The organism is Streptomyces sp. NPDC049687, from assembly GCF_044465285.1.
In the GTDB taxonomy this organism is placed as follows: Bacteria; Actinomycetota; Actinomycetes; order Streptomycetales; family Streptomycetaceae; genus Streptomyces.
The window spans coordinates 1-3,124 of record NZ_JBITLN010000037.1 but is presented as its reverse complement, the minus strand read 5'-3'; the positions used below and the strand labels follow the sequence as shown (position 1 = coordinate 3,124).

At 73.1% G+C, this 3,124-nt stretch carries 2 protein-coding genes; one reads left to right on the top strand and one right to left on the bottom strand.

Annotated features, from left to right (window positions below):
* Positions 1–300 precede the first annotated feature (300 nt).
* Positions 301–1,482, bottom strand: a complete 1,182-nt coding sequence (locus tag ACIBVL_RS43140; RefSeq protein ID WP_399106755.1) for a PP2C family protein-serine/threonine phosphatase — start codon at positions 1,480–1,482, stop codon at positions 301–303.
* Between the two features lie 163 nt (positions 1,483–1,645).
* Between ACIBVL_RS43140 and ACIBVL_RS43135 the strand changes: the two genes are divergently transcribed.
* Positions 1,646–2,932 carry a GNAT family N-acetyltransferase gene (locus ACIBVL_RS43135; RefSeq protein WP_399106753.1) on the top strand — a complete coding sequence of 429 codons (1,287 nt, stop codon included), beginning with the start codon at positions 1,646–1,648 and terminating at the stop codon, positions 2,930–2,932.
* Positions 2,933–3,124: the final 192 nt, after the last annotated feature.

Here is a 3,124-nt window from a genome sequence, read left to right as displayed (position 1 = left end):
ACCAACTGCCTGATCAACGAACCCAGATCATCACTCGACCCACGCGAATCACGCTGCAACGTCGACAACGTCTGCGCACCCATGTCGAACTTCATGCCGAACTCGCCTCCCCCGGTGGGGTCTGTCCCCGTCCGTACCTGTCACGTCCGTACCTGTCACGTCCGTACCTTCACGACCGTACGCATCCATCTGTAGCAAGTCCTCGATTGCCGATGCAATCGCGAAGCGGCGGCAGTTACGGAGGTGGCACAAACGGAGGACCAAGTCATCGGCACATAGCCGGACATGAGGGGAGAAAGGTCAGTGTGCTGCGGTGGCGGCCGTCGGGCCCTCGCGGCAGATGAGGAGCAACGCCCGGTCGTCGTTGACGTCCTTGGCGACCGCCTCGATCAGGTGCCAGGCCGCGCCCTGGAAGCCGCCGACGACATAGCGGTCGGCCTCGCCGGTGAGGCGGTCGATGCCCTCGACGATGTCCCGGTCGGAGGTCTCCACCAGGCCGTCGGTGAACAGCATCAGCACGTCACCGGGGCGCAGGGAGCCCTTCACGGGGTCGAACTGCGCGCCCTCGTAGACACCGAGCAGCGGCCCCTCGGCCGCCTTCTCCTCCCAGCGGCCGCTGCCGGCGCTGAGCTGGAGGCCCGGCGGGTGGCCCGCGGAGTAGAGCTCGTAGTCGCCGGAGTCCAGGTCGAGGACGAGGTGGATGGAGGTCGCGAAGCCCTCGTCCCAGTCCTGGCGGAGGAGGTAACCGTTTGCCGCCGGGAGGAAGGCGTGCGGAGGCAGGGAGCCGAGGAGGCCGCCGAAGGCGCCCGACAGGAGCAGAGCGCGGGACCCCGCGTCCATGCCCTTGCCGGAGACGTCCGTGAGCACGACCTCCATGGTGCGGCCGCCGTTGGTGCGGGCCGCGACGACGAAGTCACCGGAGAACGACTGGCCGCCCGCCGGCCGCAGGGCCATCTCGCGGTGCCAGCCCGGCGGCAGCTTCGGCAGCTTGCTCTGCACCCGGATGCGCTCGCGCAGGTCGAAGAGCATGGTGCCGCCGCGCCGCCAGGGCACGCCGACCCGGCTGCGGAACTGGGCGATCAGGAGGCCGAAGAAGCCGCATGCGGCGACGACCAGGACCACGCCCGGGGTCACCCGCGAGGGGCCCTCCGTGTAGGGGCCGAGTTGCACCGACTCGACGATGAGCGCCGTGGCCGCCGCCGCGTACAGGCCGAGCAGGCTGGACGGGCGCAGCAGCAGGCCGCCGGCGACGATCGGCAGGACCAGGGCCGCCGGGGAGCACCACACCGAGTTGGCGAGGGTGGTGGCCGCGATCAGCGGGACGGTGAGCAGCAGGAAGGCCAGCGCGATCCAGTCGGAGCCGTCGCCGCGGAAGTAGTCGACGGCGCTTCTGCGCACGCCGGTGCGGACCCGGTGCATCAGATGCCTGAACCGGGCCGTCAACGTCTCGGCTTCCGAGCGCCGCTGTCGTCCTTCTGCCATTAGTTCGGGACCCTATCCATCCAACCCACCGCTTGGCACGGGAGGTCCCACTTGTCCCCCGTCCGAGGTTCAACTTCACAGTGAACTTCACGGAAAGCGCTCCCGTCGCCCGGAGCGGGAAATTCCCTCGCTCGCCGTGCGGGGGACTGCTAGGCATGGAGCCATGACGACTGGGGCGACGACGCCGGGGCCGACGGGCCGCGCGACCTCTTCCGCGGCTCCCGCGGCCGAGTTGCGGGTGCTGCGGCAGGACGACTGGGACAAGTGGTACGGCACCCTGCTGCGGGCCTTCGGCGGGGCCTCGGAGTCGGCCGAGGAACGGGAGTTGTGGTCGGAGCTCGTTCCGCGCGAGCGGTCGCTCGGCGCGTGGGACGGGGCGGAGCCGGTGGGCACGGCGGGGGCGTTCGACTTCCGGCTGACCGTGCCGGGCGGGGCCTCGGTGCCGGCGGCGGGTGTGACGATGGTCGGGGTGAGCGCGACGCACCGGCGGCGCGGGATCCTGACGGCGATGATGCGGCGGCAGTTGGACGACGTGCGGGCGTGGGGCGAGTCGCTCGCCGTCCTCACCGCTTCGGAGCCGCCCATCTACGGCCGGTTCGGGTACGCGGCGGCGACCTTCGGGCTGCACGCCGAGATCGACACCAGTCGGGTACGGCTGTCCGTCCCGGCCGGCACCGACGGCGTACGGCTGCGGTACGCCGGTCCGCGCGCCGGGCTCGAGGTGTGCGAGGCGGTGTACGCGCGGACGGTGGCCGGGCGGCCGGGGATGCTGGGCCGGCGGCCGGGCTGGGAGCGGCTGTGGGTGGTGGAGGCGGAGGCCGGGAAGGACGGGGCGTCGCCGTTGCAGTGCGTGCTGGCGGAGCGGGACGGGGAGGTGACCGGTTTCGCCCGCTTCCGGGTCAGGATCGACTACACGGACGCCGGGCACAACGGGCAGGTGCTGCTGGAGGACCTGGCGGGGCTGGACCCGGTGTCGGAGGCGGCGCTGTGGCGGTTCCTGTTCGGGATCGACCTGACGACCTCGCTGAAGGTGCGGGGGCGGCCGCTGGACGAGGCGTGGCAGTACCAGGTGTCCGACATCCGGCGGTGCGGGCTGAAGGTGCGGGACGGGTTGTACGTGCGGCTGGTGGACGTGGGCGCGGCGCTGGAGGAGCGGACGTACCAGGCGCCGGTGGATGTCGTCCTGGAGGTCGAGGACGCCTTCTGCCCGTGGAACGCGGGGCGTTGGCGGCTGTCCGCGGACCCGAAGGGCGCGGTGTGCGAGCGTACGACGGACCCGGCCGATCTGGCTCTGTCGGTACGGGAGTTGGGGGCGGCGTACCTGGGCGGGGTGAGCCTGGCCGCGCTCGGCGCGGCCGGACGGGTGCGGGAACTGCGCCAGGGGGCGCTGACGGAGGCGGCCGTGGGCTTCGGGTCCCCGGTGGCCCCCTGGCTGCCCCACGGTTTCTAGTGCCGCGGGGGGGGGGGGGGGGGGGGGGGGGGGGGGGGGCGGGGGGGGGGGGGGGGGGGGGGGGGGGGGGGGGGGGGGGGCGGGGGGCGCGGGGGCTGGGGGCGGCGCCGGGGCCGGGGAGGAGGGCTGCGCGGGACCGGCGTCGGCGGCTGCAGGGGCCTGCGCCGGGGGCACGGAGGGCGGAGCCTCCGC

Excerpts from the sequence above, each read along its gene's own strand:
- ACIBVL_RS43135 (WP_399106753.1), top strand. The coding sequence starts at position 1,646 with ATGACGACTGGGGCGACGACGCCGGGGCCGACGGGCCGCGCGACCTCT.
- ACIBVL_RS43140 (WP_399106755.1), bottom strand. The coding sequence starts at position 1,482 with ATGGCAGAAGGACGACAGCGGCGCTCGGAAGCCGAGACGTTGACGGCC.